The sequence below is a fragment of the Pseudomonas sp. B21-012 genome (genome assembly GCF_024749305.1).
Taxonomy (GTDB): Bacteria; Pseudomonadota; Gammaproteobacteria; order Pseudomonadales; family Pseudomonadaceae; genus Aquipseudomonas.
In genome coordinates this window covers 2046153-2071292 of sequence record NZ_CP087197.1, presented here as the reverse complement: position 1 = coordinate 2071292, position 25140 = coordinate 2046153, and the positions used below count along the sequence as shown (strand labels likewise).

Sequence of the window (25140 nt, the reverse complement as noted above, 5' to 3'; positions counted from 1 at the left end):
AGAAGTACATGCTGAGCAAGAAAATCGTCGCCTTCGGCCTGCTGGCCCTGAGCACCCTGGCCCAGGCCGGGCCGACCATCGATGTCTACCGTGACCCCAACTGCGGCTGCTGCAAGGACTGGATCAAGCACCTGCACGACAACGGCTACACGGTCAACGACCATGTCGAGCCGAACATGAGCGCGCTCAAGCAGCGCCTGGGCGTCGAGCCGCGCCTGGCCTCGTGCCATACCGGGGTGATCGACGGCAAGTTCGTCGAAGGCCATGTGCCGGCCGAGCAGATCAAGCTGCTGAGCAAGCGTCCCGACCTCAAGGGCCTGGCCGTACCGGGCATGCCCATGGGCTCGCCGGGCATGGAAATGGGCGACCACAAGGACGCCTACCAGGTCATCGGCCTGACCCTTGAGGGCAAGGACGAAGTGGTCGCCAACTACTGATCCGGCCTTGATGCTCAGCTATTGGGCGCTGTTTCTCAGCGCCTTCGGCGCAGCCACCTTGCTGCCGCTGCAATCGGAAGCGGTGCTGGTCGGCCTGCTGCTGCGCGAACCTGAGGCGCTGGTCAGCCTGTTGCTGATCGCCACCGCCGGCAACGTGCTCGGTTCGATCGTCAACTGGCTGCTGGGCCGCGGCATCGAGCACCTGCGCGACAAGCGCTGGTTCCCGTTCAAGCCCGAGCAACTGGCAAAGGCCCAGCAACGCTACCAGCGCTATGGCCAGTGGTCGCTGCTGCTGAGCTGGATGCCGGTGATCGGCGACCCGTTGACGCTGATTGCCGGGATCATGCGCGAGCCGTTCTGGCGCTTTTTAGTGCTGGTCACCCTCGCCAAAGCCGGCCGCTACCTGGTGCTGGCGCTGCTGACGCTGGGCTGGATGCAGCACTAGCGCCCCCAGATCTGCGCCTCGGTCCAGCCCAGTTCGGCAAAGTCCTGGGCGCGCAGGTGCGCTTCATCCTCACAAAAGAATTCATCCAGTTGCGGTGGGCGCACCGCGGTGTCGCTGAGCATCGCGTGCACCTGGCCACGGTGGTGGATCTGGTGCTCGAACAGGTGCGAGAGCAGGCGCAGGCGTTGTTCGCGCTGCACCCAGTTGGGGCGCACGATGTTCACATAGCGCTGCAACTGGTCGTCACGTAACTGGCTGCAGTAAGCGATCAGGCGGTGATCGGCCTGCAACTGTTCGGCGTGCAGTTCCAGGCAGGTGGCAAAAGGCTCCTCGGGCTGGAAAAAACGCTCGCTGTCCGGGTCGGGCGCTTCGCCGCGCTGCTCACACTCAAGGGCCTGCAGGTAGAACCAGTCGACGGTGAGGATGTGGTTGAGGGTCGCCTTGATCGACGGGAAAAAGCTCGCCCGCGGGGCGACGAACTCATCCTGGCTCAGTTGCCTGCAGGCCTTGTACACCCGGTGGTTGGCCCAGCCGTTCTGGTAGGCCATGGTCAGCAGGTGGTGCGAAAGAGGCTCGGCCATGATCGATTCCTCAGCAGAAGCGTTGCAGTTGCATCTCCCGCAAGCGGCTGAGCGTACGCCGGAACGGGAACTCCAGATACCCTTCAGTGTAGAGCGCTTCCAGGGCGACCTCGGCTTCCAGGTACAGGGCGATCCGCCGGTCGTAGCATTCATCGACCAGGGCGATGAAGCGCCGCACGCTGTCGTCATGCACCGACAGTTGCGGCAGCTCGCGGTCGCCGGCGACCACCCGCCGGGCGCCGTCCTCGGTGCCGCGGGCAATCTTCGCCGGGCGCTGGCGGGCGCCGAGCGCCGGTACCTCGCCGAGCAGAATGGCCTGGAAGCTGTCGCACAGGGCCATGAAATCCATGGCGGCGAAGGGTTGCTCACACAGGTCGGCGTAGCGGCACCAGAGCACCGTCTCACAGCGTTGCACCACGCTGAGCTGGCGTGAGCCGATCAGCAAGGGTTGATCAGTCGCCGCTTGCTCGCCGCGCAGTTGCTCGAAGACCTGCGCCAGGGCTGCGGGCTGGCCTATCTCGGTAATCCAGTAACGCTGTATCAGCGCGCCCGGATGCAGGCGATGGTCTTGCTCACCCGCCACCGCCACCACCTGCATATGCTGCTCGATGGCGGCAATCGCCGGCAGGAAGCGCTCGCGGTTGAAACCGTCGCTGTAGAGCTGCCCGGGCGGCTGGTTGGAGGTGGCCACGATCACCACCCCGGCCTCGAACAGCACCTGGAACAACCCGCCGAGAATGATCGCATCGCCGATGTCGTTGACGAACAACTCGTCAAAGCACAGCACGCGGATTTCTTCGGCCAGGGACAAGGCCAGGGCCTGCAAGGGCTCGGCGGTGCCATTGAGCTGGAACAGGCGCTGATGCACCCAGCGCATGAAGTGATGAAAATGCTGGCGCCGGGCCGGAACCTGCAGGCAGGCGTGGAACTGGTCCATGAGCCAGGTCTTGCCGCGCCCAACCGGCCCCCAGAGGTACACGCCCTGCGGGGTTTCGCCGCGTTGCAGGGCCTCGAAGCAGGTTTGCAGGGCGGTGGCGGCCTGCAACTGGGCCGGATCGCTGACAAACCCCTGGCTGGCAATGGCCTGCTGGTAGCGGGTCAGCGGGGACTGTTCGGTGAAGCAGGACATGCGCGGCGTCCGTCGCAAAAGGGGGCATTCTGCGGCGGGGGGCATCGCGGGGCAAGTGCTACCACCATTGGTAGGAGCGGGCTTGCCCCGCGATGAGGCCAGTACAGTCAGCACATCGGATGTTGTCTGAGATACCACCGCTGCGCGCTTGATCGCGGGGCAAGGCCCGCTCCCACAAGGTCTCTACAGATCCAGCCCGACTTTGAGCAGCGCGCCATCCGTCTCATCGGTAAGCAGGTACAGATACCCGTCCGGCCCTACCCGCACGTCGCGAATCCGCGCCTTGAGCTCGCCGAGCAGGCGCTCTTCATGCACCACCTTGTCGCCCTTGAGCTCCAGGCGAATCAGTTCCTGCGCCGCCAGGGCGCCGATGAACAGGCTGTGATCCCAGGGTTTGAAGCGCGGGTTGTCGTAGAACGCCATGCCGCTGATGGCCGGGGACTTCTCCCAGACATGGTGCGGGTCGAGCATGCCCTCGACATGCTCGCCCTTGGCCTCCGGGATCGGCATCAGCGAATAGTTGATGCCGTGGGTAGCGATCGGCCAGCCATAGTTCTTGCCGGGTTTGGGGATATTGATCTCATCGCCACCACGGGGCCCATGCTCGTTGGTCCACAGCTCGCCGGTCCAGGGGTTGAGCGCCGCGCCCTGCTGGTTGCGGTGGCCAAACGACCAGATTTCCGGGCGCACGTTGGCCTGGCCGACGAACGGGTTGTCCTTGGGCACCGTGCCATCCGGGAGGATGCGCACCACCTTGCCCTGCAGCTTGTCGAGGTCCTGGGCGGTCGGGCGCTGGTTGTTCTCGCCCAGGGCGATGAACAGGTAGCCGTCGCGGTCGAACACCAGGCGCGAGCCAAAATGGTTGCCGCTGGAGAGCTTGGGCTGCTGGCGGAAGATCACATTGAAGTCTTCAAGCTTGGCGCTGTCGGCCGACAAGCGCCCGCGGCCCACCGCGGTACCGGCCGTGCCGCCCTCCCCACCACCTTCGGCATACGACAGGTAGACCATCCGGTCCTGCTTGAAGGTCGGTGACAACACCACGTCGAGCAAACCGCCCTGGCCCTTGGCCCAGACTTCGGGGACGCCGCCCAGCGGCGGCCCGACCTTGCCTTCGGGGCTGACAATGCGCAGGTTGCCGGCGCGCTCGGTCACCAGGATGCCCTGGCCGTCCAGCAAGAACGCCAGGGCCCAGGGATTGCGCAGGCCTTCGGCGAGGGTGCTGACCTTGACGCTGCCCTCCTCGCTCTTGAAGTCGCGCTCGGGCGCGGCATGGGCCAGCAGCGGCAGCAGCGCCGCGGTCATCAGGGTGGGTAGCCAGGTGCGTGGGGACATCAGCGATTCCTTCCAGGGAGGGCCTGTTATTCAGGGTGCGGGCGCGCGCGGCGGCCGGCTGGGTTCCAGGCGCGGGGTGGTCTGTTCGCGGCGGATGTTTTCGCCATTGCCGATACCACGGTTCTCGAGGGTCGGCGGGCGCGGGTTGGGCTGGGTCGACGGGCCGCGCACCGGCGGCGTGGCCGGCACGCTGCCCTGGCGGCTGTTGGGGTTGGCGCGCATGATCGGGCTGTTGTAGGGGTTATTGTTGCTGGCCGCCAGCTGCAACGGCGCGGCAACAGGCGCCGCCTGCAGCGGCGAGCTCAAGAGCAGGGCCATGGCCAGGCCCGTCAGTGATCGGTTCACGGTATTCACCTCCGGCAACACACGGCGCCGAAAACCAGCGCGCCCAAGCGTTGGATAGCCTAAGGCGCGACAGGTTCGCCGGGAAACCTCGATTTGCCCCGCAGGTGATTCATTTTGTTACCGGATCAGCCATCGACCTTATGCTTCGCGGCGTACAGGCAAAGCATTTCCATGGCCAGGGTGGCCCCGGCCAGGGCGGTGATATCGGCATGGTCATAGGCCGGCGCGACTTCCACCAGGTCCATGCCCACCAGGTTGATGCCGCGCAGCCCACCGAGGATTTCCAGCGCCTGCACCGTGGTCAGGCCGCCACACACCGGGGTGCCGGTGCCGGGAGCATAGGCCGGGTCCAGGCAGTCGATGTCGAAAGTCAGGTACACCGGTTGCTCGCCAACCCGCTGGCGAATCGCTTCGATGATTGCCTGGGTACCACGTTGATGCACCTGGCGGGCATCGAGCACGGCAAAGCCCTGGGTATCGTCATTGGTGGTGCGCAGGCCGATCTGCACCGAGCGCGCCGGGTCTACCAGGCCTTCGCGGGCCGCGTGCCAGAACATGGTGCCGTGATCGACACGCTGGCCCTCCTCGTCCGGCCAGGTGTCGCTATGGGCATCAAAATGAATCAGCGCCAGCGGACCGTGTTTGCGTGCATGGGCCTTGAGCAGCGGGTAGCTGATGAAGTGGTCGCCGCCCAGGGTGAGCATGGCGCAGCCGGCTTCGAGAATCTGCTCGGCATGGGCCTGGATGCTCTCGGGCACGGTGTGCGGGCTGCCGTAGTCGAAGTTGCAGTCGCCGTAGTCGATTACCGCCAGGTGCTCGAAGGGGTCGAACTCCCACGGCCAGTGCCGGGCCCAGGCCTGCTGCACCGAGGCGGCACGAATCGCCCGCGGGCCGAAGCGCGCACCCGGGCGGTTACTGGTGGCGGTGTCGAACGGCACGCCGCTGACCACCACATCGACGCCGCGCAAATCGCGGCTGTAGCGCCGGCGCGAGAAGCTGGTGATACCGGCAAAGGTGTTTTCGGCGATGGTGCCGTAGAGGCTTTCGCGGGTAATGGCCTGGTCGTTGTCGGGGGCGAGGTCCATGGTCGGGCTCCTGGTTTGTTGTTATTGGCGGCTACGGAAGGTGGTCCACAGGCGGGTGCGCTGGCGCATGTCGGCGAGGCTCATGCTGCGGTCGGCAAACAGCCGCGCGCGTATTTCGGCCGAGGGGTAGATGTCCGGGTCGCCGCGCACCGCTTCATCCACCAGAGGCGTGGCGGCCTGGTTGGCATTGGCGAAGAACAGCGTGTTGGTCAGTGGCGCCACCGAGTCCGGGCGCAACATGAAGGCGATGAAGGCGCGGGCTGCTTCTGGGTGCGGCGCGTCCTTGGGCATGACCAGGTTGTCCTGCCATATCAGCGTGCCTTCGCGGGGGATGCGGTAGATCACCTGGTACGGCTTGCCGGCCTTGTGCGCCTGGTCGGCGGCCATGGCTGCATCACCGTTGTAGGTCAGCGCCAGGCACACGCTGCCGTTGGCCAGGTCGTTGATCTGCCGGCCGTTGGCGACGTAGCTGATCGACGGCTGCAGTTGCTTGAGCAGCGCCTGGGCGGCCGCCAGGTCGTCCTTGTCACGGCTGTAGGGATCCTTGCCAAGGTAATGCAGGGCGACGCCGATGACCTCCTGGGGCGAGTCGGACATGGCAATCCCGCAATCCTTGAGCTTGCTGGCGTACTCGGGCTTGAACAACAGGTCGAGGCTGTCCAGCGGCACATCACCCAGGCGTTGGCGCACCGCCTCAAGGTTCATGCCCAGGCCGAGGGTGCCCCAGGTGTAGGGCACGGCGTACTGGTTGCCAGGGTCGACCTCGGCCAGCTTGGCCAGCAGGTCCGGATCGAGGTTGGCGTAGCCGGGCATGGCCTGGGCCTGCAGCGGCTGCAAGGCGCCGGCAGCCAGGGCGCGGGCCAAAAGGCTCGAAGATGGCACCACCACGTCATAGCCACTACCGCCGGTGAGCAACTTGGTTTCCAGCACTTCGGTGGTGTCGAAGGTGTCGTAGCGCACCTTGTAGCCGGTTTCCTGCTCGAAACGTTGCAAGGTTTCTGGGGCGACGTAGTCGGCCCAACTGTACAGGTTGAGGACTTTTTCCTCGGCCTGCACCGGCAAGGCCAGGGCCAGGGACAACAACCACAGGGATGTACGCATGTCGGGCACCTTTGTCAGTGGATGCCGCCAGCATGCCTGCCGGGTTACATTACTAAAATGGCAAGTCAGTTAACCTGACATTCATCAGGAGCAATGTTTGATGCTGGGACAACTGCACGACCTCGACCTGCACCTGCTGCGGCTGTTCGTCACTGTAGTCGAGGCCGGCGGCTTCAGCGCCGCCCAGGGTGTGCTGGGTTTGAGCCAGCCGAGCATCAGCCAGCAGATGGCGCGCCTGGAAACCCGCCTGGGCTATCGCCTGTGCCGCCGCGGCAAGGGCGGCTTTGGCCTGACCGCAAAGGGTGAAGTGCTGCTCAAGGCCACCCGCGAACTGCTGGTGCAGATCGAGGCGTTTCGGCATCAGGCCAACGGCGTCGCCGGGCGCTTGCTCGGCGAGGTGCGCATCGGCATTTCCGAGGCCCAGGAAAGTACCGTGACCTTGCGCCTGGCGCGGGCCATCGAGCGTTTTCGCCAGCGTGACGAGGCGGTGCGCCTGGAGTTGGTCAGCGCCATGCCAGCCGACCTTGAGCGCCAGCTATTGCAGCAGCGTCTGGACCTGGCCATCGGCTATTTTTCCGGCAAGCAGGCAGCGTTCGATTACACGCCGTTGTTCGAAGAAAACCAGCGCCTGTACTGCGCCAGCCATCATCCGCTGGCCGGGCAAACCGAGGTCAGCCTGGCGGCCTTGCAACAGGCCGACCAGGTCGAACACCCCTATCGCTTCCAGAGCCGCCAGGAACCCTTTGACGGCACCAGCGGCGCGGCCCGTTCCGAGCAGGTCGAAGGCGCGCTGGCCTTCATCCTCTCCGGCCGGCACATCGGCTACCTGCCCTGCCACTACGCCGAGCCCTGGGTCGCGCGCGGCCTGTTGCAGGTTCTGGACCCGGCGCTGGATTTCGCCGTGCCGTTTGTGCTGGTGCGCCACCGCGCCCAGGTGGCCAGTGATGCCGAACAGGCCTTCGCAGCCGACCTGCTGGCCGCCTTCGCCTGACTCAGTAGGCCAGCGACCAGGTCAGGGTGTAGGTGCGGCCACGGCCTTGGTAGTCATAGAGATAGGCCGGGCCATAGGTCGGCGAATAGAACAGCGTCGCGCGCTGGCCCCAGACGGTGCTGTACTGCTTGTCGAGCAGGTTCTGGATACCGGCGCTGAAGGTGCCGAAACCGGTGTCCTGGCTACCCAGCAGGTCGAAGGTGGTGTAGCCGCTGATCTTGTGATCGGCATCGTCCTTGAGGGTGAAGGCGTGGTTGGCCTGCAAACGGGCGCTGCGGCCATCGCCCTTCCAGCCGACGAAAGCGGTGGACTTGGACAGCGACGCATAGCGGGCATCGCGCTTGATCCAGTCGCCATCCTTGTCTTGCTCTTGCGAGCGCACCAGGTGCAGGGTGCTACCAGCTTCCCAGCCGCTTTCGAAGTGACGGGTCAGCGCGCCTTCAAAGCCGAAATCGCGGCTTTTCTGCTCTTCGACATTGATGGTCAAAGTGGCCATGTCGGTGGTGATGATCTTATCCGACCAGATGTAGTACACCGCCGCCTGGGCGTCCCAGTCGAGGTCGGCGTAGCGCCAGCCCAGCTCCACCTGGCGGCTCTTGATCCCGGCCAGCGGGTTGTCCTCGACGCTCAGGCCCGGCTTGCCGTAGTACTTGGCCGGGTCCGGCAGGTCGAAGCCTTCGCCGTAGTTGCTCCAGAGCTGGTGACCGTTCTTGAAGTCGTAGATGGCGCCGAAGTTGAACAGGTTGACCTGATAATCGTTGTTGCCGCCGGGCACGTTCTTGAAGTCGCCGACATCGACGTCCATCTGCTGGCGCCGGGCGCCACCGGAAAAGGCCAGGTTATCGGTGGCCTTCCAGTCCAGCTGGGCGTAGGCCGAGATGCCGTCGACCCGGTAGCTGGGGTAGCGTGCTGCCTTGCTCGCTTCATCCAGGTCCAGGCCACCGCTTTCGGACGACGTCAGGGCATTGAAGGTGGTCTGGTCGGCGTTGAAACGCTCGCGGTCCAGGTCCACACCGTAGGTCAGCTTGAGGCTGTCCCACTGCTTGGCGAACAGCGCCTTGAGGCTGCTGACCTCGAAGTTCTGCTGCGAGGCGGCAAAGTACACGCCTTTGGAGCCCGCCGGTTTGCCGGTGTTGTAGTACGGGAACGGGTAGAAGTTGTCGTCTTCCTTGCGGTACGAGGCCTGCAGGTAGAAGTCCTGGCCGAGCACATCGCTGTGGTGGTAGTTGGCGTTGAGCAGCAGGCGCTTGGTGCGCGGCTCAAGATCGGTGGAGTAGCCGCCGCGCAGTTCGGCGTCTTCCAGATCCGACGGGGCGTTGTAGTTCAGGTTGGGAAAGTAGATACCGGTGCTGCCGTGGTTGCCCGAGTCGTAGTACTGGGCCAGCAGGTCGAGGCTCTGCTCGTCGTTGAACTTCAGGCCCAGGCTGCCAAGCACGTCGATGGTGCGGTTGTACTGCAGGTCGGTCTGGGTGTTGTCGATGAAGATCTGCTCGCCGGCGCCGTCGTAGAAGGCTTCGTTCTGCTCGGCAGACACACCCAGGCGCGCATTGATGCGCTCGTTGCCGCCGCTGATCGACTGGGCGATGCGGGTCGACAGGTCGTCGCTGTTGTTGAAGCCGCTGCTGGCACCCAGCTGGGTTTCAAAGCGCGCCGGGCCTGCTTCGCCCTTCTTGGTGACGATATTGATGATGCCGCCGGTGGCGCCGCCGCCGTAGATGGCACTGGCGCCGGAGAGCACTTCGACGCGCTCGACGTTGAACGGCGAGATGCTGTCAAACTGGCGCGACAAACCCCGCGAGCTGTTCTGGCTGACGCCGTCGATCATCACCAGGACGTTGCGCCCGCGCATGTTCTGCCCGTAGTTGGTACGCCCTTCCGGTGCCAGGTCCAGACCCGGCACCAGCTTGCCGATAGCTTCCTTGAGGCTGACGCCGCTGTCGATCTGCTCACGCAGTTGCTGCTGGTCGACCACCCAGACAGTACCGGGGATTTCGCTGATCGAAGTGCTGGTACGCGAGGCGACGCTGACTTCGATGGGCTTGAGGCTGACGCTTTGCGCCGCCGCGCTCTTGCGCAGGATCACCGTGTTCTGCGCGCTGAACTGCCAGCTCATGCCGCTGCCTGCCAGCAGGCTCTGCAAGGCCTGGGCAATGCTGTAACGGCCCTGGAGCGCCGGGCTTTGCCGGCCCGCCACATCCTGGCTGGTGAACAACAGGTGCAGGCCGGCCTGGTCGGCGAAGGCGGTCAGTGCCTGGTCGAGGTTCTGCGCAGGCAAGTCCAGGGATACTTCACGCTCCTGCTGGGTGCTGGCGGCTTTTACCGGGTCGGCGGCGTGCACCTGCAGAGTGCCGAGCAACGCGGCGACGGCGGTCGAAGCCAGCAGGACGTGTTTGAAATAACCGGTGGAACGGGCGATTGGCTTGAGCGGACCCTTCACTGTTTTCTTCCAGGCAAATGGTTGTAAATGAGAATGGATTGCTGATCAGTCTCACTACGACGATTGGGCGAAGAAGAACTTGCAGTGGGAATTCGAAAATATTTTTTCAGTACTGCGGGTCAGTACACCACAGCCAGCCACGGCAAGTAGGTAACCTTCAGCGCATAGCGCTGTTCAAGGGTGCGCAACAAGCCTTCAGGGTCGTTCAGGTCAAACACCCCGCTGACCTGCAGCGCCGCCAGTTGCTGATCCGACAGCACAATGCGCCCGTGCTGATAGCGTTCAAGCTCGGCCAGCACTTCGCGCAGCGGCTTGCCGTTGAAGATCAGCTTGCCGCGCTGCCAGGCGGTTTGCGCGCGGGCGTCGGGTGAGGTTTCCAGCACCTGCCCGCCTACCTGCGCCTGGCCCTGGGCAACCACCACGCGATTGCGCACGCCATCACGGCGCACGCTGAACACCGCAGCGCTGCCCTGCACCGGCTCGGCGCCAGCATCGACCACGAACGGCCGCGGGTCGGCGGCCGGCTCGAACAAGGCCTCGCCGGCCTTGAGCAACACGCGGCGCTCACCGCTGCTGAATTCCACCGACAGCGCACTGCCACTGTTGAGGGTGACCTGCGAGCCATCGGCGAGGGTGATGCGCTGCTGCTGGCCCACCCCGGTGTGGTAGTCGGCAAGCAGGGCCGGCGCCTGCTGCACGCCGCCGTAGCCAATCAGCGCCAACACCAGCGAGGCGGCCACGGCCGAGCCCCAGCGCCGCCAACGTGGCGCCGGCGCGGCTACTTCTGCCGCCGCCCGGGTCTGCCCCAGGTCAGCCCACAGTGCCTCGGCTTCACCCGCAGCCTCGGCATGCGCCGGGCTCAGCGCGCACCAGCGCTGGTAGCGTTGGCGGTCAGCGGCGCTGGCGTTGCCCGAATGCAGCAGCACCTGCCAGTCGAGGGCATCATCGGACAAATCGCTGATCGGTTGCGGCGCAGGCATGGCGTAGGCGTCAGTCATGGTTGTGTTTGAGCCAGTCGCGACAATGGCGCAGGGCCTGGCCGATGTATTTTGCCACCATGCTCTCGGAAACGCCCAGCCGTTGTGCAATCTGCGCCTGGGTCAGGCCTTCGACGCGGTTGAGCAGCAAGGCCTGACGGGCGTTGGCCGACAGTTGCAGCAAGGCTTCATCGAGCAGCTCCAGGCGCTCACTGGCGAGCAACGCCGCTTCCGGTGCCGGCGCCGGGCATGGCACCTGACGCACCGCTTCGCTGTCGTCGAGGCTGCTGCTCATGCGTTGTTCGCGGCGCAAGGTATCGATGGCCAGGTTGCCGGCCACGCGAAAGATGAAGCTGCGTGCATGCAGCACCGGCAGGTCCTGCTGCTCGATCTTCACCAGTTTCAGGTAGGTTTCCTGGGCGACGTCGGCGGCCCGCTGGCGGTCGCTCATGCGCCGGGTCAGGAACTGCAGGAGGTCATCGTAATGTTCCTGGAAGCTTGCAAGCAGCCCGGACACGGGAGACGTCAACATGGAAAATGTGGGTGCCAGTAAGAGGAATTATCGGACGTTAATGAGAAACAGTATCTTTCAAAACCTGCTGGACTTTCAACGTCAAACTCCGCTCCACCTGGTTAGTCCGCCAACTGATAGCGATAGAGCAGATTCGGCTCGCTGACGATCAGCAACTGCCGCTGCGGCCCCAGTGTCACCCCTTCGGCTTGCGGCACACTATGGTCGAGGCCATTGAAGCCACCTTCCAGGTCCATGAAGCTTATCGGCGCATAGCCGCTATCGACTTCAGCCAGCAAGCGCGATTGATCACTGAGCACCAGCAGGTGCCGAGTGTGCAGGTCATAGTGCATGGCCGATATATCGTCCATGCGCAGGCGCTGCACGCCAAGCGCCGAAACCGCAGCCTGGTAGCTGACTGAAGCCTCCGGCTGCACCACGCCAGCCACCTCGAACAGACGCACCGGGCGTTGCTCGCGTGAAGCGAACAGCACCTGGCTGCTCGGGTCGAACGCCATGCCTTCCAGGCCACGGTTGTTGTCGGCCCGATCGGCAATACTCAGGGTGGCCAGTTCACTGCGCACAATCGGCCTGTCCAGCTGCGCGATCGGGACCGTCACTACGCTCTGGCGCCGCTCTTCACCGATCAACAGATGCCCCTTACCGTCATAGGCCAGCGCCTCTGGATCTTCAAACTCGTGCAGTTCATGGCGCGCTTTGAGCGCGAAGTCCTCGGTGTACTCGTAGAGTTGCGCCGGGCTGTTGATCACTACGAAGTAGCTGCGTCGCTCAGCGACGTAGACGATATCCGAGGCATTGGCTTCGATACCGGGCAACTGCAACCGCTGGGCAAACCGATAATCCGGCAGCCAGATACTGCGCTGGCGAACCTGAACCGGGGTAATACGTTCTTGCCACAACTGGCCCAGGGCGTCATCAGCTTCGAACAACGCCAGTACCGTCATGACCAAAGCGATCAGGCTCGCCACCCAGATCAATAGGTAACGTCGAAATGTCAGCCAGTGAAATGCTAATACAGCGGTGAAACGGCTCATGAATGGGGATTTCCGGTAGCGAGGAATGAAAGCGACTCAGGCAAAGGTTGGCAGCGCAGCAGCAGGCTGGCGTTGGCCTGGGCCAGTTCGGTGCAGTCCAGCGCAGCGGGCAGCGCTGAATCCAGATCGCGCAAGCGTCGGGCCAGGTAAAACACACTGCCGGTCGGCAGTTGGCTCAGCGCATCGATCCGGCGGACCTTGCCGGCGCTATAGAACTCAGCTGAATACGAGCGGCGCCCCAGGTAGAACAGCGGCCCCGGCTGGCCGACATTTGCACGCTGCCAGGCCAGCACCAGATCACGCTGGTTCTGTGGACGCTGTTCCAGGCTGCCCTCAAGCACCAGCAGCAGGGCAAGCACCGGCAAAATCAAGGCAAAGCCGCCGACGAATGCTCGGCGAGACAAGCGCCAGCGAGTCAGGCCCTCAGCCAGCAGCAAGGCCCAGGCCGGCAGGGCTGGTAATACATAGGTCCAGAGAATGTTGCCGGCCAGGCTGAAAAACACAGGCGTAGCCAATGCCCAACACCACAGAAATCCTTGCAACGCCCTGCCCTGGCCCGCGCTGCGCCGCCAAAACAGCAGCGGTAACAGCAGGCTCCAGGGAAACAAGGCACCCAGCAGATACAACCAGATGGTTCCCATCGGTTTGGCGTGGGCATTACCGTAAAGGTCACCGCTCCACTCGCTGATGACGTAGCGCTTCCAGTGCTCCCCCAGCAGAAAATAATCGAGAAAGCCCGGGCTTTTCAGCTCCGCCAGGACATACCAGGGTATGGCCACGAGCGACATCAACAGCAAACCACTGAACCACGGCAGTCGCCACAGTTGCCGCCACTGCTGCTGGTAGGCGACCCAGGCCAGCGCCGGCAAAGCGAATAGCACCAGCACCAGCGGCCCCTTGGCCAGTAAGCCCAACCCCAGCCCGATAAAGCCAAGTCGTGCGGCACTACGCTCGCCATGAACGATGCCGTACCAGAACCCCAGATACGCCAACAGCAGCCCCAGGCTCAACGCTGGATCGGTCAGCACCACGCCACTGGCAATCAGCCCGAGGGTACAACTGGAATAGATGATCGCCGCCAGCAGCCCCACCGCCAGGCTGCGCTCGCGACGGCCCAGATGGATGATCAGCAGGCAACTGACCAGGTGCATCAACCAGGCCGGCAAACGCAAGGCAAACTCATTGATGCCCAGCCAGTGCATGCTCAATGCCTGGGTCCAGAACGACAGCGGCGGCTTGCCCCAGAAGGGTACGCCGTAGTCGAACATCGGCGTGATCCAGTCATTGAGCTCAAGCATCTTGCGCGCCATCTCGCCATAACGTGCTTCGGACGTATCCATCAATGGATACACGCCCAGACCGGCCAGGCGCAACGAGAGGATCAAGCCCAGCACCGTCCACAGTACCGAGACCCGCAGCGCCCCGTTCATGCCTGCCTCCGGTGCTTGAAGGGGCGCGACACTGGCGGTTTTGCCGTTGCCTGAGTATCGCCCTGCAGCAGGTAATGCGGACGCCGCTTGACCTCGAACAAGGTCGCACCGAGGTACTCGCCCACCATGGCCACACCAAGACAGAGAAAGCCGCCCACCCCCAATAGCAGATGCACCGGGGAGAAACTGCCAGCGATCAGTGCAGCCAGCATCCAGCCCAGGCACATCAGCAAAATCACCAGGCTGACGACGCTGTACCAGCGCAGCGGCTTGCGCGAAAACGCCAACGCCCCTTCGAGCGCCAGGTTCAACAACGCAGGATAGTCCCACTTGCTAGTGCCGGCGGCTCGGGCCACACGCTCATACGGCAGTTCAATGGTACGAAATCCGACCCAGCCGACCAGGCCCTTGAACAGCCCTACACGCTCGTTCATCGCCCGCAAGGCGGCCAGTGGCGCCGGGCCGATCAGACGAAAATCGCTGACTTCAGCCGGTAGCTGGCCGCGCCCGACCAGATGACGCATGATCCGGTAATACATCCCCGCCGTGAACTTCTTCACCCACGAATCACCGTCACGCCGCGAACGCTGCATGTTGACTACGTCATAACCCTGCAGCCAGTGCTCGACCATCAGCGCGATCAGCTCCGGCGGATCCTGCAGGTCGGCGTCGATGAACACCACAGCCTGGCCGCGGGCATGGTCCAGGCCCGCGCGCAAGGCGGCCTCCTTGCCGAAGTTGCGGCTCAGGTGCAGACAGCGCACACCAGGCTGTTGCTCAAACGTTCGCAACAGTACGAGGGAGCCGTCACTGCTGCCATCGTTGATGTACAGCAATTCGCAAGACACCGGCAGGCGCTTGATCAGATCGTCAATGCGTTGATGAAAAGCTTGCAAAACCTGTTCTTCCTGATAACAGGGAACAATGATGCTCAGGTGCGGCTCAACGCCCAAAGGTGGCTGGGGCAAGGTCAGCATGGTGGTAAGTCCAATGACGGTGAATGAAAAACCCAAGTACGGCCAGACTGGCCGTGGTCAGCGCCTGGGCAAGCAGTGGGTGGATTGCCAGGCAATCGAGCAACAGCCACATCGCCAGGGCATTGAGGCCGTTGTGCAGCAAGGCAACGCAGACAAAGCGCAGCGGTTGCAGGGCTTTACCGTCGCGATGGGTAAAGCAGTACCGGCGGTTGAGCCAAAAACTCAACAACGCGCCCAGGCAAGCGCCGCAGACACTGCCCCACCAAGGCTGATCAAGGCTCAGGCCGAGGAAGAACAGCAGTTGGTGGACCAGGGTCGCGACAGTGCCGACGCCCAAGTAGCGAGTCAGGCTGCGAAACAAGGCTGATTGGTAGCGAATGCAAGTGTTCATGGCCGCCATGCTAGGGAGGCGAAGGTGAACTCCATGTCACCGCAGATCACATCTGTGTCACGCCCGCTTCGCTAGGTTGCGTGCTCCGCTTTCAGAGGAGAATGCGATGAAGCGATCCAGCACTGTCCTGTGCCTTGGCATGTTTTCGTTGATCAGCGCCTGCCAGGCCCGCCCAATGAGCCACACGCCAGCGACCCTGGGTTTCGAGGACGCCCTGAATCTGGCTATCAGCGCCCGGCAAGCCTGTGCTCATCAAGGCTTTGCCGTGGCTGTCAGCGTGGTCGACCGCCAGGCCCAGCCGCTGGTGTTGCTGGTGTCCGACGACGCCTTTGCCCACTCCCGTCAGACCAGCGAACGCAAGGCGCGCACCGCCGCCTCGCGGCGAGCGTCAACGTCCACCATCGCTAACGCCAACGACCACGAACAGAGCCTGAGCCTGGCCTTCCACGCCATCGGTCTGACCACCTTGAGTGGCGGCGTGCCAGTGTTGCTCGATAACCAGGTGATCGGCGCAGTTGGCATAGCCGGGGCGCCGGGGCAGAATGCCCTGGGCCAGGACTTCGACAGCCTTTGTGCCGAAGCCGGCATCAAGGCAATTGGGGCACAATGGACGGTCAACACGGAAACCGGACAATGATCGAGATACTTCTGGTCGAAGACGACCGCAGCCTGGCCGGTTCGTTGGCCGACTACCTGAGCGAAGTCGGCTTTGACATCGATTTTGCCTTCAATGGCCAAACCTGCCTGGAGCGCACCCTGCAGCAGCGCTATGACGCCATCGTCATGGACGTGACCATGCCCGGGCTCGATGGTCTGCGCGCCTGCAAGGCATTGCGCAAGCGCCAGGACCAGACGCCAATCCTGTTTCTTACTGCACGCGATACCCTGGCCGACAAGCTCGACGGCTATGAGGCCGGCGCCGATGACTACCTGATCAAACCGTTCGAGCCCCAGGAGCTGGTGTGCCGCCTGCATGCGCTGCTGCGTCGCGGCAAACTGCCTTCCCACGCCGAACAGCTACAGTGCGGCGAGCTGCTGATCGACCTCAAGCGTCAGATGGTTTACCGCCAAGGTATCGCCATCGAGCTACAGGAAGTGCCGATCCGCCTGCTTTCCCTGCTGGCCGAAGCTGCGCCTGACGCCGTCAGTCGCAAGAAACTGGAAAATGCCCTGTGGCCTGACGAGTTGCCCGAGAGTGACCCGCTACGCAGCCATATCTATCGCCTGCGCCAGGCCCTGGACCGGCCATTCGAGCGTGAGCTGGTCAAGACCGTTCACGGAAAAGGTTATCGCCTTGCTATTCCCGACTAGATCGTTCTTCGCCCGCGCGCTCTATACCCTGCTGCCCTTTACGGTGATCGTCGCCGTGCTTTACAGCCTGCTGGTCTGGACTTCGATCACAGTCACAGAAGACCATATCGTCAACAGTTACCTGGATCGTGAGGTGGCGCGCTTTCAGCAAAACCATGCAAGCGCCCCGGACCAAGCCCAGTTGCCCGCCACCAGCTACCTGCACAGTTACTGGGGCAACGACAAAAGCCTGCCGGATGCCTATCGCGAACTGCCGGTGGGGCGCCATGAACTGGACGATGAACGTACCCACGTACAGGTCATCTACCTGCCAATGGCCGGACAGAACCTCTACATCGAACTGGACGAGTCGCAGCTCAGCTCCCTGGATCGACATGCCAACCTGTTGTTCAGCATCCTTTGGGGAGTGGCTGGGCTGGTGATCATTGCCGGCGCGCTGTTGGCGGTCATCGGTGCCCGCCACCTCGCCGCACCGGTCACGCAATTGGCCGATGCCGTAAGTCGGGGTTGGCAGCCGGACACTCAACTGCCCGGACATGAACGCCACGATGAAGTCGGCACCCTCAGCCGCGCGCTGTCGCAGTTGGTTGAACGCCTGCACTGTGCGCTTGAGCGTGAACGCGCCTTTACCCGCCACACCAGCCACGAACTGCGCACGCCACTGGCAGTGATGCGCAACAGCCTGGCGGTCTTGCGCCTGACCGGCTGCAGCGAAGAAAAACGCGCGCGCAACCTGGCCCGCCTTGAACAGGCCAGTGGCGAGATGGAAACCATGGTGCAGCTGTTCCTCTATCTGGGCCGCGAAGATGAACGCATGCCAGTACAGGCCGTGGCCTTGCGAGCGTTGCTGGAAGCGTGCGAGCACAAATACGCCGGGTTGATCGCCAGCAAGCACCAAGCCGTCGTCATGCACGTCGACCCGCGCCTGTGCATCGAAGCGCCCCCCAGTGTCTTGCAAGTGCTGGTCAACAACCTGATTGGCAATGCCCTGCAGCATGGCGCCCGCTACCTGTACATCGAAGCCGAGGCCAGTCACCTGCAGTTGGTCAACGGCCTGGGTGACGAACACACTGCGTTGTCGGGTTTCGGCTATGGCCTGGATATTGTGCAACGCCTTTGCGCCTATTGCGGCTGGCGCCTGAGCACCCGGCGTGAAGCCGATCGCTTTATTGCTCGGGTGGACTTTCACCGCGCCTGATCAGCAGCGAGTGCCCTGACCGGCCAAAGCCTGTCTATGATGGGCTCGAACTGTTCACCTCAAGGACTGCCCGAATGAGCCATACCTTGCGCCTGTGTATAGCTTTAATGCTGACCTTCACCCTGAACGCCTGCGCCCTGTTGCAGCCCCGCGACCCGGTGAACATCAGCGTGATCGGCATCGAGCCCCTGCCCGGCCAGGACCTGGAACTGCGCATGGCGGTGAAGATCCGTGTGCAGAACCCCAACGAAACCGCAATCGACTACAACGGCATCGCCCTCAACCTTGAGGTCAATGGCCAGCCGCTGGCGGCCGGTGTCAGCGATCGCAGTGGCAGCATCGGGCGTTTCAGCGAGCAGGTACTGGTAGTGCCGGTGAGCATCACCGCGTTCTCGGTGCTGCGCCAGGCCGTGGGCCTGAGCCAGGTGCGCAGCCTCGATGGCCTGCCGTACACGGTGCGCGGCAAACTGGCCGGTGGCGCCTTCGGGACCCGGCGCTTCAGTGACAGCGGCCGGCTCAACCTGCCACAGCCAGCCAAAGCCACCTGGTGATGGCGTGATGGGCCCGGGGCTTACTTGGCCGCGGCCATCAACTTGTTGACTTCACTGCGGACCATGTTGGCGTACTCGGGCGGCGACATGCCGTCCAGCTCTGCCCGCACCCATTCGGCCCACTTGCCCTTGCGCCGCGGCTTTTCGGCGATGATTCGCGCCGCATCGGCCTTGGCCTTGCCCAGGTTGGTCTGCCAGAGCTCGAACAGGCGTGCTTTCTCGTCCTCGATCTGCGCCCGTTCGGCGAAGCTCTTGTTGGCCAGATTGAAACTCATGAGGGGTGTCCTGCCGCTGGAAAATAGGCGCTATCTTACACTGTAGCCGCCGATGCCCGGCAAACCGCTGCAACTTTCAGCGCCCGCCGGCATCCACTGTTCAATGCCCATCAACTGACGAGGAAGCACCCATGGCCAGGAAAACCACCGTGCAAAGCGATGCCGAGCAAATCAAGGACCAGGCGTTCAGTGAGCTGCAGGCGTTGATCGAGGAGTCGGAAAAGCTGCTCAGCGAAAGCGCCGCGCTGGTTGGCGAAGAAGCCGAAACCCTGCGCGCCCAGGTCGGACTGAAACTGAAACAGGCCCGCGACGCGGTCACTGGCGTGCGCAGCAAAGCCCAGCCAGTGGTAGAGGCCACCCAGGACTACATCGGCGGCCATCCGTGGCAGACGGTGGCGATTTCGGCAGGCTTTGGCCTGGTGGTCGGTTTGCTGCTGGGGCGCAGGCCATAAACGCATCGCAGGTCCTGCTCGCGCCTGTAAGAGCAGGCAGGACCTGCGATGAACTCAACGCAAACTCAACGGCTGCACCAGCCCACAGGCAATCGCCATGCCCACCAGCGCCGGCAAATGCTCGGCCTGCATGCGCTTCATGACCCGCGAGCGATAGAGGTCGACGGTCTTCACGCTGACCTGCAACTGCTCGGCAATTTCCCGATTGGTAAAACCCCGCACCAACGGCAGGAATACATCGCGCTCACGGGGCGTGAGGCTGTCGATGCGCGCCTGCACCGCTTCCAGCGGCCCGGCATGACGCGCCTGGCCGAGGGCGGCCTGAACGCTGTCGAGCAGTAGCTGGTCGTTGTAGGGTTTCTCGATGAAATCGCAGGCCCCGGCCTTGAAGGCGCGCACCACGATCGGCACATCGGCATGGCCGCTGACGAAGATTACCGGCAAATCGATGCCGCGGGCGCGCAGCGCTTCCTGCACGCTCAAACCGCCCATGCCCGGCATGCGCACATCCAGTAGCACGCACGCCGGCCGATGGCTGTCGCAAGCGTCAAGAAAGGCCTGGCCACTGGTGAACGGCAGCGCCTGCAAGCCCACCGACTCGAGCAACCACAGGGTCGAATCGAGCATGCCCTGGTCATCGTCGACCACATACACCCGCGGTTCCTGCATATCACTCCCCACTGCTGGCCACCGGCGCCAGCCGGCAGCACAAGATCAATCCGCCCGCCTCACCAGGCTGGGCCTGCAAGGTGCCACCAAAGCCTTCGATGATACTGCGGCTCATGCTCAAGCCCAGCCCCAGGCCATCCGCCTTGCTGGTGTTGAACGGCGTGAAGATACCGTCCAGGCGCTCGGCCGCCACCCCCGGGCCCTGGTCGCTGACGCGGATCGCCAGCCAACCGGCCTCAAGCTTGGCGCTGAGCAGGATACCCGAGGCCCGGCCGTTGTGCTGCTCGCGGTTGGCGTCGATGGCGTTGCGCAACAGGTTGAGCAGCACCTGTTCGAGCAGCACCCGGTCGGCGTACACCGCGGGCAGCCCGGCGACCACGCGCTGCTCGATGCTCACCTGGTCACGGCTGGCCTCCCAGTCGCACAGGCGCACCGCCTCGGCCACGACATCGGCAATCGCCAGGGCTTGCAAGCGCCGCGGTTCCTTGCGCAGGAAGGCACGCAAGCGCTTGATCACCTCGGCGGCATGGGTCGCCTGTTCGTTGATGCGCTGCAAGCCCTGGGCGACCCGTTGCGCCGCCTGCGGGTCGCGCTCAACGGCTTGCAGGTAGCGCAGGCTGGCGCTGGCGTAATTGACCACCGCCGCCAGCGGCTGGTTGATTTCATGGGCGATCCCCGAGGCCAGTTCACCGAGGGTGATCAACCGGGCGCTGTGGGCCAGTTCGTCCTGATGGCGGCGCTGCTGGTTTTCGCGCAGTTCCCGCTCGGTCATGTCGCGGGCCACCAGCGAGTAGTAGCGCTCGCCACCGGCAGCGCGATGGGCCAGCAGCACCAGCGATACCGGGAACGCCGCGCCGCCCTGATGCGGCACCAGCCGCGCCTCGGCCTGCCACACGCCCTGCTGCTCGGCGCGCTGCCAGCCTTCGCTGCGCAGGCGTTGCTGCAGCGCTGGGTCGAGCAAGGCCTGCAAGCCGGGCAGCGGCTCGACCTCCTGCAGCCCCAGGGCCCGGCGCGCCGAACGGTTGAGGTAGCTGAGGCGGCCGTCGCGGTCGCTGAACAGCACCAGGTCAGTGTTGGCTTCGACCACTTCGGCCAGGCGCCGGCGGTTTTCCTGGGCCTCGATGCGCACGCTGATGTCGCGCGAGACGCTGACAATTTCTACCACCGCGCCAGTGTAGGTTTCGCGGATGGCGCGGCTGGCGATCTCGAACCACAGGTAACGGCCATCACGGTGGCGCACCCGCCAGGTCATGGTCTGGTAGCCGTCCTGCTCCAGCGCCTGGGACGCCTGCAACAGCGCTTGCCGGCGATCCTGCGGGTGAAACAGCGACTGCACCGGCACCCCGCGCAGCTCCTCTGGCCAGTAGCCCAACAGGCGGAAGGCGGCAGGCGAAGCATCGATAAAGCGGCCATCGGGCGTGTGCCGGGAAATCAGGTCGGTGGTGTTCTCGGTGATCAACCGGTACAGGCGCCGGGCCTGGCTGGCGTCGCGCTCGCCCTGGCGCTCCGGGGTGGCGTCACGGCAACGCGCCAGCACTTGCTGGCCGGCGTCATCGGGGATGAAGGTCCAGAGCAGAATCTGCCCGGCCACCTGCGCCTCGACCTCGCTGATCGCCCGCCCCTGCTCCAGGCAGGCGCGTACCAGCGCCCGGTAGTTGCTCGGTAGCCAGCGCTCGACGTCACGCTCGGGGCCCATCAAGGCCTGCAAGGCTGGATTGCTTGTCAGCAGACGAGCCTCGGCATCCAGCAACAGGCTCGGTTGCGGGTCCTTGGCCAGCAGCAGGGAGAACGAAGTATCCAAAAACGGTGCCTCTGGGTTTTTATAGTATTTATACCATATTGCTATAGTCTATCTTCCAGCTACCATAGCCATTCGCGTAAAACTTGCGACAGCGGAAGGGCCTGCCCTTCACGACACCTGAACAGAGCTAACAATCAGCCATCGGGGGTTTCAGTTCGCCAATGGGCGGCTGCCTCCTGCACAGGACGACCTCATGTCGATTTTCTCCCAGGGCCTGGCGCCCGCCCCTGTCAATCATGTTGCCTTGAGCCCCTTGAGTTTCATCGAGCGTACCGCCGCCGTCTATGGCCAGTACCCGGCAGTGATTCATGGCGCGATCCGCCGTAACTGGCAGCAGACCTATGAACGCTCGCGCCGCCTGGCCAGCGCCCTGGCCGGGCGCGGTATCGGCCAGGGCGATACGGTGGCGGTGATGTTGCCGAACATTCCGGCCATGCTTGAAGCGCACTTTGGCGTGCCGATGATCGGCGCCGTGCTCAACGCCCTCAACGTGCGCCTGGATGCCGAAGCGATTGCCTTCATGCTCGAGCACGGCGAAGCCAAGGTGCTGATCACTGACCGCGAATTTCACAAGGTCATCGAAGCGGCCCTGGCGCTGATGAAATACCCGCCGCTGGTGATCGATGTCGATGACCCGGAATACGGCGAAGGCCAGGCGGTCAGCGACCTCGACTACGAGGCGTTTCTGGCTGAAGGCGACCCCGAGTTCGCCTGGCACTGGCCCGAGGACGAATGGCAGGCGATCTCGCTGAACTACACCTCCGGTACCACCGGCAATCCCAAGGGCGTGGTCTACCACCACCGAGGCGCCTACCTCAATGCCCTGGGCAACCAGATGACCTGGGCCATGGGCAACCATCCGGTGTACCTGTGGACGTTGCCGATGTTCCACTGCAACGGCTGGTGCTACCCTTGGACCGTCACCGCCCTGGCCGGCACTCATGTGTTCCTGCGCCGGGTCGACCCGCAGAAGATTCTTACCCTGATCCGCGAGCACCAGGTCAGCCACCTGTGCGGCGCGCCGATCGTGCTCAATGCGCTGATCAACATGCCCGAGTCGGCCAAGGCAGCGATCGATCACCCGGTCAATGCCATGGTTGCCGGTGCGGCGCCGCCGGCCAAGGTCATTGGTGCGGTGGAAGAAATGGGCATCAAAGTCACCCACGTCTATGGCCTGACCGAAGTCTATGGCCCGGTGACCGTCTGCGCCTGGCACGCCGAGTGGGATGAGCAACCGCTGGCTGAACGGGCGCGGATCAAATCGCGCCAGGGCGTGCGTTACCCGACCCTCGAAGGCCTGATGGTCGCCGACCCGCAAACCCTGGAGCCGGTGCAACGCGACGGCAACACCCTGGGCGAGATCTTCATGCGCGGCAACACGGTGATGAAGGGTTACCTGAAAAACCCCGAAGCCACCAGCGAGGCCTTCCGGGGTGGCTGGTTCCACACCGGCGACCTGGCCGTTTGGCATGCCGACGGCTATGTCGAGATCAAGGACCGGCTCAAGGACATCATCATTTCCGGTGGCGAGAACATCTCTACCATTGAAGTCGAAGACACCCTGTACAAACACCCGGCAGTCCTCGAAGCCGCCGTGGTCGCCCGCCCGGATGAAAAGTGGGGTGAAACCCCTTGCGCCTACATCACCCTCAAGGCCGGCTGCGAGGCCACCCGCGAAGCCGAGATCATCGCCTTTTGCCGCGAGCACCTGGCCGGCTTCAAGCTACCGAAAACCGTGGTATTCAGCGAGTTGCCGAAGACCTCCACCGGCAAGATCCAGAAGTACCTGTTGCGCGACTGGGCCAAGGCGCTCTGACCCCCTTTGACAGCGAGAACTGCCATGCCTGAGTTCAATGCTCCCCTGCGCGACATGCGCTTTGTCCTTCATGAAGTGTTCCATGGCCCGGCGCTGTGGGCGCGCCTGCCGACCCTGGCCGAGCGGGTCGATGCCGACACCGCCGATGCCATCCTCGAAGAGGCGGCAAAAATCACCAGCCAGCTGATTGCCCCGCTCAACCGCAGCGGCGATGAACAGGGCGTGGCCTTCGAGGCCGGTGGCGTGCGCACCCCGGACGGCTTTCGCCAGGCCTGGCAAACCTACCGCGACGGTGGCTGGGTGGGCCTGGCCGGTAATCCTGAGTTTGGCGGCCTGGGCATGCCGAAGATGCTCGCGGTGCAGTTCGAAGAAATGCTCTATGCCGCCAACTGCAGCTTCAGCCTGTACTCGGCCCTGAGCGCCGGCTGCTGCCTGGCGATCGACGCCCACGCCAGTGAAGCACTCAAGGCCAGTTACCTGCCGGCGCTGTACAGCGGCCAATGGGCCGGTACCATGTGCCTGACCGAGCCCCATGCCGGCACCGATCTGGGGATCATTCGCAGCAAGGCCGAGCCCCAGGCCGATGGCAGCTACAAGGTCAGTGGCACCAAGATTTTCATTACCGGTGGCGACCAGGACCTGACCGAGAACATCATCCACCTGGTGCTGGCCAAGCTGCCGGATGCGCCGGCCGGGCCCAAGGGCATCTCGCTGTTCCTGGTGCCCAAGCGCCTGGTCAATGCCGACGGCAGCCTGGGCGCCAGCAACTCCGTCAGCTGCGGCTCGCTCGAGCACAAAATGGGCATCAAGGCCTCGGCCACCTGCGTGATGAACTTCGACGGCGCCAGCGGCTACCTGATCGGTGAGCCGAATCGCGGCCTGGCGGCGATGTTCACGATGATGAACTACGAGCGCCTGTCGATCGGCCTCCAGGGCATTGGCTGCGCCGAGGCCTCGTACCAGAACGCCGCCCGCTACGCCTGTGAGCGTCTGCAAAGCCGCGCGGCCACGGGTGCCCAGAACAAGCAGCAGATTGCCGACCCGATCATCGTCCACCCGGATGTGCGGCGCATGTTGCTGACCATGCGCGCCCTCACCGAAGGCGGGCGCGCCTTCGCCACCTATGTCGGCCAGCAACTGGATATCGCCAAGTACGCCGAAGACGCCGATGAACGCAACGCGGCGCAACGCCAGGTGGCCTTGCTGACGCCGGTGGCCAAGGCCTTTTTCACCGACAACGGCCTGGAAAGCTGCGTGCTCGGCCAGCAGGTGTTCGGCGGCCACGGCTACATTCGCGAATGGGGCCAGGAGCAGCTGGTGCGCGATGTACGCATCGCGCAGATCTACGAAGGCACCAACGGTATCCAGGCCCTGGACCTGCTCGGACGCAAGGTGGTGGCCGATGGCGGCCAGGCGCTGGCGGCCTTTGCCGCGCAGATTCGCCAGTTCAGCGAAACTGAGCCGCCGTTCCGCCAGCCGCTGCTCAAGGCCCTGGGCGAGCTCGAAGACCTCAGCCAGTGGCTGTGCGAGCAAGCGCGCCACGACCCGAATGCCATCGGCGCGGCCTCTGTGGAGTACCTGCAGCTGTTCGGCTACGTTGCCTATGCCTACATGTGGTCACGCATGGCTGCGGTCGCCCGCGATGCGCTAGTGCAGGACCCGGGGTTCTACGGCGCCAAACTGGCCAGCGCGGCGTTCTTTTTCGAACGCCTGCTGCCACGCACCCTGTCGTTGCACGCGAGCGTTCGTGCCGGTAGCGCGTCGTTGTTCGAGCTGGATGCCGCGCAGTTCTGAAAACAACCTGCGCCGCTGCTCGGTGGCGCAGGCCTACCTTTCGTCTGTG

The 25140-nt window shown here is 63.9% G+C and carries 25 protein-coding genes and 1 pseudogene; 10 read left to right on the top strand and 16 right to left on the bottom strand.

What is annotated here, in order from left to right; all coding sequences use genetic code 11:
- The first annotated feature begins 8 nt into the window (after positions 1–8).
- Both LOY37_RS09505 and LOY37_RS09500 read left to right on the top strand, forming a co-directional pair.
- On the top strand, positions 9–437 hold the full coding sequence (locus LOY37_RS09505) for a DUF411 domain-containing protein (protein WP_045201363.1): 429 nt from the start codon (positions 9–11) through the stop codon (positions 435–437).
- A gap of 10 nt (positions 438–447) precedes the next feature.
- A complete protein-coding gene (locus tag LOY37_RS09500; protein ID WP_258610225.1) occupies positions 448–882 on the top strand; it encodes a YqaA family protein in 435 nt (144 codons plus the stop codon).
- Here the strand turns inward: LOY37_RS09500 and LOY37_RS09495 are convergent.
- From LOY37_RS09495 to LOY37_RS09470, 6 genes are all read right to left on the bottom strand, one after another.
- Positions 879–1463: a DinB family protein gene (locus tag LOY37_RS09495; protein ID WP_258716714.1), complete on the bottom strand. Its 585-nt coding sequence runs from the start codon at positions 1461–1463 to the stop codon at positions 879–881. The two genes, LOY37_RS09500 and LOY37_RS09495, sit on opposite strands and share 4 nt — an antisense overlap.
- A gap of 10 nt (positions 1464–1473) precedes the next feature.
- A complete protein-coding gene (gene zapE / locus LOY37_RS09490) occupies positions 1474–2592 on the bottom strand; it encodes a cell division protein ZapE (RefSeq protein ID WP_258716713.1) in 1119 nt (372 codons plus the stop codon).
- A 183-nt stretch (positions 2593–2775) separates the two neighbouring features.
- Positions 2776–3924, bottom strand: coding sequence for a PQQ-dependent sugar dehydrogenase (locus LOY37_RS09485; RefSeq protein ID WP_258716712.1), 1149 nt, complete (start codon positions 3922–3924; stop codon positions 2776–2778).
- 30 nt (positions 3925–3954) lie between these two features.
- Positions 3955–4242 (bottom strand): hypothetical protein, encoded by a 288-nt coding sequence (locus LOY37_RS09480; protein WP_371128683.1) that lies wholly within the window; start codon positions 4240–4242, stop codon positions 3955–3957.
- Between the two features lie 152 nt (positions 4243–4394).
- Positions 4395–5354 (bottom strand): agmatinase, encoded by a 960-nt coding sequence (gene speB, locus LOY37_RS09475; protein ID WP_195883489.1) that lies wholly within the window; start codon positions 5352–5354, stop codon positions 4395–4397.
- 21 nt (positions 5355–5375) lie between these two features.
- Positions 5376–6455: an extracellular solute-binding protein gene (locus LOY37_RS09470; protein WP_213601916.1), complete on the bottom strand. Its 1080-nt coding sequence runs from the start codon at positions 6453–6455 to the stop codon at positions 5376–5378.
- A gap of 100 nt (positions 6456–6555) precedes the next feature.
- On the opposite strand from LOY37_RS09470, the gene LOY37_RS09465 reads away from it, so the two are divergent.
- Positions 6556–7446, top strand: coding sequence for a LysR family transcriptional regulator (locus LOY37_RS09465; RefSeq protein WP_258716711.1), 891 nt, complete (start codon positions 6556–6558; stop codon positions 7444–7446).
- A gap of 1 nt (position 7447) precedes the next feature.
- Here the strand turns inward: LOY37_RS09465 and LOY37_RS09460 are convergent, their stop codons facing one another.
- The 7 genes and pseudogenes from LOY37_RS09460 to LOY37_RS09430 all read right to left on the bottom strand — a co-directional run bounded on the left by LOY37_RS09460 (position 7448) and on the right by LOY37_RS09430 (position 15224).
- On the bottom strand, positions 7448–9883 hold the full coding sequence (locus LOY37_RS09460; RefSeq protein ID WP_258716710.1) for a TonB-dependent receptor: 2436 nt from the start codon (positions 9881–9883) through the stop codon (positions 7448–7450).
- A 119-nt stretch (positions 9884–10002) separates the two neighbouring features.
- Positions 10003–10881, bottom strand: a complete 879-nt coding sequence (locus LOY37_RS09455; protein WP_258716709.1) for a FecR domain-containing protein — start codon at positions 10879–10881, stop codon at positions 10003–10005.
- A 4-nt stretch (positions 10882–10885) separates the two neighbouring features.
- Positions 10886–11392, bottom strand: a pseudogene (locus LOY37_RS09450) (RNA polymerase sigma factor); the annotation flags it as partial.
- A gap of 101 nt (positions 11393–11493) precedes the next feature.
- Positions 11494–12426 (bottom strand): SdiA-regulated domain-containing protein, encoded by a 933-nt coding sequence (locus LOY37_RS09445; protein WP_258716708.1) that lies wholly within the window; start codon positions 12424–12426, stop codon positions 11494–11496.
- Entirely contained in the window at positions 12423–13856 is a 1434-nt protein-coding gene (locus LOY37_RS09440; protein ID WP_258716707.1) for a glycosyltransferase family 39 protein, read from the bottom strand. The genes LOY37_RS09445 and LOY37_RS09440 overlap by 4 nt, the downstream gene beginning before the upstream one ends.
- Entirely contained in the window at positions 13853–14833 is a 981-nt protein-coding gene (locus tag LOY37_RS09435) for a glycosyltransferase family 2 protein (RefSeq protein ID WP_258716706.1), read from the bottom strand. Before LOY37_RS09435 ends, LOY37_RS09440 begins: the two co-directional genes overlap by 4 nt.
- Positions 14799–15224: a GtrA family protein gene (locus tag LOY37_RS09430; RefSeq protein WP_258716705.1), complete on the bottom strand. Its 426-nt coding sequence runs from the start codon at positions 15222–15224 to the stop codon at positions 14799–14801. The genes LOY37_RS09435 and LOY37_RS09430 overlap by 35 nt, the downstream gene beginning before the upstream one ends.
- A gap of 106 nt (positions 15225–15330) precedes the next feature.
- On the opposite strand from LOY37_RS09430, the gene LOY37_RS09425 reads away from it, so the two are divergent.
- The 4 genes from LOY37_RS09425 (at position 15331) to LOY37_RS09410 (ending at position 18284) form a co-directional block, all read left to right on the top strand.
- Positions 15331–15861 carry a heme-binding protein gene (locus LOY37_RS09425; protein ID WP_093385019.1) on the top strand — a complete coding sequence of 177 codons (531 nt, stop codon included), beginning with the start codon at positions 15331–15333 and terminating at the stop codon, positions 15859–15861.
- Positions 15858–16535, top strand: a complete 678-nt coding sequence (locus tag LOY37_RS09420) for a response regulator transcription factor (protein ID WP_258716704.1) — start codon at positions 15858–15860, stop codon at positions 16533–16535. The genes LOY37_RS09425 and LOY37_RS09420 overlap by 4 nt, the downstream gene beginning before the upstream one ends.
- Positions 16519–17733 carry a HAMP domain-containing sensor histidine kinase gene (locus LOY37_RS09415; RefSeq protein ID WP_258716703.1) on the top strand — a complete coding sequence of 405 codons (1215 nt, stop codon included), beginning with the start codon at positions 16519–16521 and terminating at the stop codon, positions 17731–17733. The genes LOY37_RS09420 and LOY37_RS09415 overlap by 17 nt, the downstream gene beginning before the upstream one ends.
- Before the next feature lie 74 nt (positions 17734–17807).
- Positions 17808–18284, top strand: a complete 477-nt coding sequence (locus LOY37_RS09410) for an LEA type 2 family protein (RefSeq protein WP_093385027.1) — start codon at positions 17808–17810, stop codon at positions 18282–18284.
- Between the two features lie 20 nt (positions 18285–18304).
- Here the strand turns inward: LOY37_RS09410 and LOY37_RS09405 are convergent, their stop codons facing one another.
- Complete coding sequence (locus LOY37_RS09405) at positions 18305–18559, bottom strand: hypothetical protein (RefSeq protein ID WP_045201352.1); 255 nt, start codon at positions 18557–18559, stop codon at positions 18305–18307.
- A gap of 131 nt (positions 18560–18690) precedes the next feature.
- Here LOY37_RS09405 and LOY37_RS09400 point away from each other — a divergent pair, with 131 nt between their 5' ends.
- Entirely contained in the window at positions 18691–19011 is a 321-nt protein-coding gene (locus LOY37_RS09400) for a YqjD family protein (protein WP_045201351.1), read from the top strand.
- 54 nt (positions 19012–19065) lie between these two features.
- Here the strand turns inward: LOY37_RS09400 and LOY37_RS09395 are convergent, their stop codons facing one another.
- Entirely contained in the window at positions 19066–19680 is a 615-nt protein-coding gene (locus tag LOY37_RS09395; RefSeq protein WP_093385032.1) for a response regulator transcription factor, read from the bottom strand.
- Position 19681: 1 nt separating this feature from the next.
- Positions 19682–21481: a PAS domain S-box protein gene (locus LOY37_RS09390; protein ID WP_309475547.1), complete on the bottom strand. Its 1800-nt coding sequence runs from the start codon at positions 21479–21481 to the stop codon at positions 19682–19684.
- A gap of 193 nt (positions 21482–21674) precedes the next feature.
- Here LOY37_RS09390 and LOY37_RS09385 point away from each other — a divergent pair, with 193 nt between their 5' ends.
- Both LOY37_RS09385 and LOY37_RS09380 read left to right on the top strand, forming a co-directional pair.
- Positions 21675–23297 (top strand): acyl-CoA synthetase, encoded by a 1623-nt coding sequence (locus LOY37_RS09385; RefSeq protein ID WP_045201348.1) that lies wholly within the window; start codon positions 21675–21677, stop codon positions 23295–23297.
- Between the two features lie 24 nt (positions 23298–23321).
- Positions 23322–25091: an acyl-CoA dehydrogenase C-terminal domain-containing protein gene (locus LOY37_RS09380; RefSeq protein WP_258716702.1), complete on the top strand. Its 1770-nt coding sequence runs from the start codon at positions 23322–23324 to the stop codon at positions 25089–25091.
- The last annotated feature ends 49 nt before the right edge of the window (positions 25092–25140 follow it).

Coding starts and splice junctions, on each gene's coding strand:
- LOY37_RS09505 (WP_045201363.1), top strand. CDS start 9: ATGCTGAGCAAGAAAATCGTCGCCTTCGGCCTGCTGGCCCTGAGCACC.
- LOY37_RS09500 (WP_258610225.1), top strand. CDS start 448: ATGCTCAGCTATTGGGCGCTGTTTCTCAGCGCCTTCGGCGCAGCCACC.
- LOY37_RS09495 (WP_258716714.1), bottom strand. CDS start 1,463: ATGGCCGAGCCTCTTTCGCACCACCTGCTGACCATGGCCTACCAGAAC.
- zapE (WP_258716713.1), bottom strand. CDS start 2,592: ATGTCCTGCTTCACCGAACAGTCCCCGCTGACCCGCTACCAGCAGGCC.
- LOY37_RS09485 (WP_258716712.1), bottom strand. CDS start 3,924: ATGTCCCCACGCACCTGGCTACCCACCCTGATGACCGCGGCGCTGCTG.
- LOY37_RS09480 (WP_371128683.1), bottom strand. CDS start 4,242: ATGGCCCTGCTCTTGAGCTCGCCGCTGCAGGCGGCGCCTGTTGCCGCG.
- speB (WP_195883489.1), bottom strand. CDS start 5,354: ATGGACCTCGCCCCCGACAACGACCAGGCCATTACCCGCGAAAGCCTC.
- LOY37_RS09470 (WP_213601916.1), bottom strand. CDS start 6,455: ATGCGTACATCCCTGTGGTTGTTGTCCCTGGCCCTGGCCTTGCCGGTG.
- LOY37_RS09465 (WP_258716711.1), top strand. CDS start 6,556: ATGCTGGGACAACTGCACGACCTCGACCTGCACCTGCTGCGGCTGTTC.
- LOY37_RS09455 (WP_258716709.1), bottom strand. CDS start 10,881: ATGACTGACGCCTACGCCATGCCTGCGCCGCAACCGATCAGCGATTTG.
- LOY37_RS09445 (WP_258716708.1), bottom strand. CDS start 12,426: ATGAGCCGTTTCACCGCTGTATTAGCATTTCACTGGCTGACATTTCGA.
- LOY37_RS09440 (WP_258716707.1), bottom strand. CDS start 13,856: ATGAACGGGGCGCTGCGGGTCTCGGTACTGTGGACGGTGCTGGGCTTG.
- LOY37_RS09435 (WP_258716706.1), bottom strand. CDS start 14,833: ATGCTGACCTTGCCCCAGCCACCTTTGGGCGTTGAGCCGCACCTGAGC.
- LOY37_RS09430 (WP_258716705.1), bottom strand. CDS start 15,224: ATGAACACTTGCATTCGCTACCAATCAGCCTTGTTTCGCAGCCTGACT.
- LOY37_RS09425 (WP_093385019.1), top strand. CDS start 15,331: ATGAAGCGATCCAGCACTGTCCTGTGCCTTGGCATGTTTTCGTTGATC.
- LOY37_RS09420 (WP_258716704.1), top strand. CDS start 15,858: ATGATCGAGATACTTCTGGTCGAAGACGACCGCAGCCTGGCCGGTTCG.
- LOY37_RS09410 (WP_093385027.1), top strand. CDS start 17,808: ATGAGCCATACCTTGCGCCTGTGTATAGCTTTAATGCTGACCTTCACC.
- LOY37_RS09405 (WP_045201352.1), bottom strand. CDS start 18,559: ATGAGTTTCAATCTGGCCAACAAGAGCTTCGCCGAACGGGCGCAGATC.
- LOY37_RS09400 (WP_045201351.1), top strand. CDS start 18,691: ATGGCCAGGAAAACCACCGTGCAAAGCGATGCCGAGCAAATCAAGGAC.
- LOY37_RS09395 (WP_093385032.1), bottom strand. CDS start 19,680: ATGCAGGAACCGCGGGTGTATGTGGTCGACGATGACCAGGGCATGCTC.
- LOY37_RS09385 (WP_045201348.1), top strand. CDS start 21,675: ATGTCGATTTTCTCCCAGGGCCTGGCGCCCGCCCCTGTCAATCATGTT.
- LOY37_RS09380 (WP_258716702.1), top strand. CDS start 23,322: ATGCCTGAGTTCAATGCTCCCCTGCGCGACATGCGCTTTGTCCTTCAT.